This is a genomic window from Acinetobacter sp. 5862 (genome assembly GCF_024494585.1).
Classification (GTDB): domain Bacteria; phylum Pseudomonadota; class Gammaproteobacteria; order Pseudomonadales; family Moraxellaceae; genus Acinetobacter.
This window is the reverse complement of record NZ_JANHGP010000065.1, coordinates 43383-50231: the sequence shown is the minus strand read 5'-3', so window position 1 is coordinate 50231 and position 6849 is coordinate 43383. Positions and strand designations below refer to the sequence as shown.

The window sequence follows — 6849 nt, the reverse complement described above, 5'->3', positions numbered from 1 at the left end:
TTTAAAATTCGGTTGTTTTTTTTTTAAACTTCAACCCACCTAATTTACTGATTTATATAATTTAAAATTTATTAATTATCTTAAAAGTGAATTTAATCAAAGTAAGTATATGTAATTTAGCAACTTTTCAATAAATACGCTTTAATTATCAGCAAAAAACAACTTTATCTTTATGTTTAGCTTTTATTTTAAGCACCTTACTCCATGCAAAAATTTGTCTCCTATTCGATTGATGTTTGAAACTTCACCACCCAAAATAAAAACAACGGCTTTGATCGCTCAAAACCGTTGTTCTCAGTATTGCAATACGTACTTTCTCTTAAGGAGTACTCCCTCTCACAATATTCAAGAAGTATAGATGACGTTCATATTGATCAATAATGTCTTGGATTAAATCTTCTTGCGTCCAATCCATCACATCATAATTTTGACCACCTTCTCTTAAGAACACTTCTGCTTGGAAATAATTCGATTCATCCTCATCTGCCCGCCCTAACATAAAGCTAGGTGGAACAGTTGCATGCGAAACCACTTTATAGGTAAAGTTAATTTCATGGTGATGATCGACATGCAGTTGCAGACCATTTTCAATTTCACGTATCTCCACTTCCAAGTGACGGCGTTTGAATTCACGCTGAATACTTTCAAAAGCCTTACGAACTTGCGTGTCGATATAGTGCTGAACTTCAGTTTCACTATGCGGATAATGCATAATTAAACCTAAACGCTGCTGCCAACTGCGTGGATTATTGATGGCACGTGGAGTAATACGCGCCTCTTGAATGGCCTTCATTTTAGTGACATCTAACTTCAAGGCTTTGAGTAAGCCCCAACTCATCAGCAGCATAATAAAAGTAAAAGGCAATGCACTCATAATAATAGAGGATTGCAATGCAGACAGACCACCAACCAACAGCAGGATAATGGCCAATGCTGCCATCAACACCGTCCAAAACAATCTTTGCCATGTTGGAGAATTCTCGGTTTTAGCGGTGAGATAATCGGTAACCAGCGCACCCGAATCCGCAGATGTGACGAAAAAGAGCATCACCAATACCGTCGCCAATAAACTCATCACTCCTGAAAATGGCAAATGATTCAAAAATTCAAATAAAGCTACAGATGAATCGCTTTGTACGGCGTGAATGAGACTGTGATTATGCTCTTGCATAATATTGAACAGTGCAGCATTACCTAAAAAGCCCATCCAGATAATGGTAAACCCAGTCGGAATCAGTAATACACCCACAATAAACTCACGGATGGTTCGGCCGCGCGATACACGGGCAATAAACATCCCCACAAATGGCGACCATGAAATCCACCATGCCCAATACATAATGGTCCAACCGCCAATCCAGCCATTCGGTTGATAAGCATAGAGGTTAAAGGTCATACCAAATAGGTTCGACATATACGAACCCATGTTTTGAATGGTCGTTTGTAGTAGATAGATACTTGGGCCAGCAATAAATACAAAGGCTAAAAGTAGCAAAGCCAAGACCAGATTCAGCTCAGAAAGACGTTTTACGCCTTTATCCAAACCGAGAAATACTGACATTGAAGCGAGAATACTGACAAAGACAATCAAACCCACTTGGACTTGGCTACTTTGCTCCACTCCAAATAAATAATGTAAGCCAGAATTAATCTGAGTAACACCAAAACCTAAAGAGGTCGCTACCCCGAAAACCGTGCCAATGGTGGCAAAGGTATCAATCCCATCCCCCCAAGGGCCATAGATTTTCTTACCAATAATTGGATATAAGGCGGAACGGGTTTTTAACGGCAGATTATGACGATAAGCAAAATAGGCCAAAGCCAATCCGACCACGGCGTAAATTGCCCATGCATGTAAACCCCAGTGGAAAAAGGTAATCCTTAAGGCTTGTTGTGCAGATGCGATACTTTCAGGATCACCACTCGGTGGGCTGACATAGTGCATCACAGGTTCTGCAACACCGAAGAACATCAAACCGATGCCCATACCTGCGGTAAACAGCATAGCAAACCAAGAACCATTGCTATATTCAGGTTGGCTATGATCTGGTCCTAATTTAATTTTGCCGCTGGCCGAACAGGCAATATAAATCAGTAAAATCAAAAACACCGCAACAGAGAGGACATAGAACCAGCTAAAGGAATCTGTAATCCATTGCTTCAGTTGTTGTGTCAGAAATTCAAAGGAACTGGGTGCGATAATGACGATTGCGATAAAAATCGCAATGATAATCACCGTGCTTAAAAACACGTTTGGATTCACATTCGCAAACTGCGAAGATGGCTTGGAAGGCATAATTCCCCCATATTTTTTTTTAATGATAATGACAGCCCCTAAGGGTCAAATAAGACATTCACATAGTGAATAAAAGCGAGTTCAGCGGTGTAAAACTCGATACTGATTATAAAAAATGTGAAAAATAAAGCAGTTGTAATGCTGTAACTGTATTTATTCTTTATCGCTCGATTGCTTAGGTAAATGGGCAATGTATTGTAATGCAATTAATCGAGAAACCACGACAGCGAGATACATCACCCCACCAAACATTTGTAGCATGGTTAATACTCTAGCGGCTGGGCTAATTGGCATCAAATCAGATAAACCCGTTGCTGATTGCAGACTAAAACTCAGAAATAATAAATCGAGCCAAACTTGTAAATCTTGTGGCTGATTTGGGTTTTGAAAACTATGGGGTAAAAGCAACTGGCAAATACTATATAAAAAGGCGAATGCCCAAGCGATGAGGGTAAAAACTGCACCTGCAGCAAATAATTCATCTTTGGTGAGATAACGATCTGCAAACATATAACGTAATAATCCATAAGCCGCATAAAAATACGCTAATGCTTCAAAACTATAAGCGATGATTTGGATTTTTGAATTGTCATAGCCAATAAAAATTAAAATTGAAAATAGAAAAGCACCACTGACAAAGATTAAGCCCCAAAATGTGAATACTGGTGTTTGGCGAATGACCTTGGCAATAATTAAGAGAGCTAAAACACCTAATGACCAAGTTAAGGCACGATATTCACTATCTCCATAAGTCAACATCGCCATAACTAATAATGCCAATTGCACCAACAACAACCACGCAGAAGGTAATAAACGAAAACTGCCCCAAAATTGTTTTAAGCTTTGCATGTTGTTTTCCATGTGATTGTTATGATTTTCATTAAGTTAATGGCATCACACCGTATCTAAAAAGGCAACAATCATTTTAGAGAGTTCTTGTTGCAAACGTTGTTCTTCAATTAAAAAGGTATTTTTACTGGCATAACGCATCATGGTAAATAAGGTACTGTTAATAATCACAAAAGACTTGTGTTTTAAAGTCTCAAAATCCCAATGGGGGTAATAACGTCCAAATAAGTACATACCCACTTCCAAGAAATGCTGCTCTAATACTTGTGCCGCTTCTGAATCACTATAGGCATGCCAATTTTTTAAGATTTCGATAAAGAAACCATGATCCGATTTCAATGATTCAAAACCAAAAGCGATACTTAATGTGATGATGTCTTGAATAGCTGTTTGTTGTTGGAGCATCACTAACTGCTTTAGTGCTTGCCCTAAATTTTCGCTTTTACGTAACAATAGTTCAGCAACAATCTGTTCTTTATTTTCAAAATATTGATAAATTGATCCAACACTTACCCCTGATTTTTCAGAGATTTTCGGTGTAGTGACATGCAATACACCATATTGAGAAATGCATTTTTGCGTTCCCTCCAGAATACTTTCGACAATCATTTTTGCACGTTGCTGCTGGGGTCTTTTTCTCATGTTCAGCCTTTATTAAAACGCGAATTGAATACGAATATTTATTCATATTAAGCTTTGATTAAATAACAATCAGGGGCTTTATGCAATGCAAAGCATCGTTAAACCTAAACGCTTAGCAGCGTTTGAAGACATGATTCAATCAAATATTAAAACCAAAATTCTTGGTTATATGACGCATCAACAAATTCAACCGAATTATCAAGAATATCTCTCCTTGAACACAGCGTTGCAAAGTGGTGACGCGCCCATGGACGAACTACTGCTTTGGATACTTCAAAATCCAAAACTGCATCGTAAGTACTTTGAAACTGCGCTATATCAAGGTCTTGAGAAATTACCACATGAGATTGCTGAACTGACCACCTTCTTCCAGTTAGTGGAACAAAAACCTGATTGGTACGACCAAGCCAAAGTCGATGAAGCACTTAAATTTACCTATCGCCTAGGCATCAATAACGGACTGATCCTACGAGATCTATCGCTAATGACAGGTTATTTGTACCCTGGTTTTAATCAACCTCTAGTCCTGACAGGTGCACTAAAAAAACAGGCGGGAACACGCTTAGCCGAAACAACTAAATGGTGGGTCGATATCACTGAACAAGATGGTTTTGAACGTTTTAGCAAAGGCTTCACCTCTACTATTTTTGTGCGTTTTATTCATTCGCTGGTGCGTCATCAACTGCAAAAATCTGAAAAATGGGATGCTGAAACTTGGGGTTTGCCTATCAATCAATATGATCAGGCCATGACCAATATTGCCTTTAGCGGTGTGGTATTGATTGGTATCAGGGCATTGGGAATTTTCCCTAGCGCACAAGAGATTGATAGTTTTTTACATTTTTGGAAATATGCGGGCTGGTTGATGGGCGTTGAAGAAAAATGGTTAGTGGATAATGAAGCTGATGGCTGGAAACTCATGTACTGGATGCAGTTTGCACATCCTCAATCTGATGAGAGCAGTGTTTGTCTTGGTTCTAGTCTTTCCAAAGAACCCTTTGAACGGAAATATCGCTATCTGCGTTCTTTCCAGCAAAAACTGGCCTATAAGCAGCATCTGGAAATTACCCAGTTCTTTATTGGTCGCAAGAAAATGCAGAAGCTGGGCTTGGCACCGCAATCGGCTTCATGGTTTGCTTATTATTTAATTGGTCGCAATCTAGCACTCTATACAGCTGCCAAACATATCCCAAAATTAAATCAACTGCTTGAAGAAAAAGGACGGCATTTACAACGAATCGGTTTGTCACTCTATCGTAATCAAGCGCAACAACTGGCCAGTATGCATCAATAATAGAAAAAGCCCTCAAATGTTGAGGGCTTTAATTCTTAGGATTCGATCTACTTAGTGATCAGATGCACCAGAGATACCAATACCTGTTTGTGAACGAACAAACTGAGCATCGAACGCTTTACGTTCTTCCTCTGCACGCGCAGTTTTATCAGTTACTGAGAAGAACCAGCAGCAAAGGAAAGATAATGGCATCGCGAAAATTGCAGGACCATTGAATGGATTCACTGCGGTATCTGAAATTTTCAACGTGTCAACCCAAACTGCTTTAGAAAGAATGATCAGGGTTACAGCAGTCACTAGACCAACAATACCACCAATTACTGCACCACGAGTCGTTAAACCTTTCCAGAACATAGACAATACGAGTACTGGGAAATTTGCACAACATGCAACTGAGAATGCCAAACCAACCATGAATGCAACGTTTTGTTTTTCGAACAAAATCCCTAGAATCATGGCAAAGATTGCTAAACCTAAAGTCGCAATTTTTGACATACGTAATTCAGATTGAGGCGTAGTTTGACCTTTTTTGAATACGTTTGCATATAAGTCATGTGAAATCGCAGAAGCACCTGAAAGTGTTAAGCCAGCCACTACAGCAAGGATTGTTGCAAATGCAACTGCTGAGATGAAGCCCATGAACAAGTCGCCACCAACTGCATCACTTAAGTGAACCGCAGCCATGTTGTTACCACCAACCAACTCTAATTTACCTGTTACCGCTGCTTTCGCGACATCAAGGAACTGTGGGTTGTTTGAAACGAATAAGATCGCACCGAAACCAATAATGAAAGTTAATAGATAGAAGTAACCAATGAAACCTGTTGCAACTACAACTGATTTACGAGCTTCTTTAGCATCTTTAACAGTGAAGAAGCGCATTAAGATATGTGGTAAGCCTGCTGTACCAAACATTAATGCAAGACCAAGTGATAACGCATCAATCGGGTTTGCAGCCAATTTACCAGGTCCCATGATTTTTGCAGCTTCATCCCAGCTAATGCTGTGAGATTGGCTATACACACCAATCGCTTGATTGAACATGTTTGAGAAACTAAAGCCAACAGCTTTCATCACCATGAATGCCATGAATGTTGCGCCACTGAGTAACATTACGGCTTTAATGATTTGTACCCAAGTAGTTGCTAACATACCACCAAAAATTACGTATGCCATCATCAATAAACCGACGATTACAACCGCAATATTATAGTTCAAACCAAAAAGTAATTTGATTAACTGACCTGCTCCTACCATTTGAGCAATCAGATAAAATGCAACCACAACTAAAGAACTTAATGCAGCTAAGGTACGAACTGGTTTTTCTTCCAAACGGAAAGAAACTACATCTGAAAGATTATATTTACCTAAGTTACGTAAACGTTCAGCAACAAGGAAAAGTACGATTGGCCAACCGACCATGAAACCAAGTGAATAGAGCAAACCATCAAAGCCTGAACTGAACACAAGTGCTGAAATACCGAGGAACGATGCGGCTGACATATAGTCACCGGCAATCGCTAAACCATTTTGGAAGCCACTAATTCCACCACCTGCGGTATAGAAATCAGCTGTATTCGTGGTTTGTTTTGCTGCCCACTTAGTAATAAACAAAGTGAAACCAACAAAAATGGTGAACATGATGATTGCATGCCAGTTCGTTGCTTGTTGCTCTGCTGCACCTAAATCAGGGCCAGCAAATGCAACTTGAGAACAACATAGGCTTGCAAGCGCGAACAGTTTCGCTTTGAATGACGTCCCTTTCATC

General features: G+C 39.5%; 5 protein-coding genes. 1 reads left to right on the top strand and 4 read right to left on the bottom strand.

The genetic code is table 11. The annotated features are described in order from the left end of the window. Positions 1-319: 319 nt before the first annotated feature. The 3 genes from NO346_RS13150 to NO346_RS13140 all read right to left on the bottom strand — a co-directional run bounded on the left by NO346_RS13150 (position 320) and on the right by NO346_RS13140 (position 3787). A complete protein-coding gene (locus NO346_RS13150; RefSeq protein WP_256415446.1) occupies positions 320-2296 on the bottom strand; it encodes a choline BCCT transporter BetT in 1977 nt (658 codons plus the stop codon). A gap of 153 nt (positions 2297-2449) precedes the next feature. Continuing rightward, entirely contained in the window at positions 2450-3145 is a 696-nt protein-coding gene (locus NO346_RS13145) for an ion channel (RefSeq protein WP_256415445.1), read from the bottom strand. A gap of 45 nt (positions 3146-3190) precedes the next feature. Then, positions 3191-3787, bottom strand: a complete 597-nt coding sequence (locus NO346_RS13140; RefSeq protein WP_256415444.1) for a TetR/AcrR family transcriptional regulator — start codon at positions 3785-3787, stop codon at positions 3191-3193. A gap of 85 nt (positions 3788-3872) precedes the next feature. On the opposite strand from NO346_RS13140, the gene NO346_RS13135 reads away from it, so the two are divergent. After that, entirely contained in the window at positions 3873-5081 is a 1209-nt protein-coding gene (locus NO346_RS13135; RefSeq protein WP_256415443.1) for an oxygenase MpaB family protein, read from the top strand. 51 nt (positions 5082-5132) lie between these two features. Here the strand turns inward: NO346_RS13135 and NO346_RS13130 are convergent, their stop codons facing one another. Continuing rightward, complete coding sequence (locus NO346_RS13130) at positions 5133-6848, bottom strand: cation acetate symporter (protein WP_256415449.1); 1716 nt, start codon at positions 6846-6848, stop codon at positions 5133-5135. Between the last annotated feature and the right edge of the window lies 1 nt (position 6849).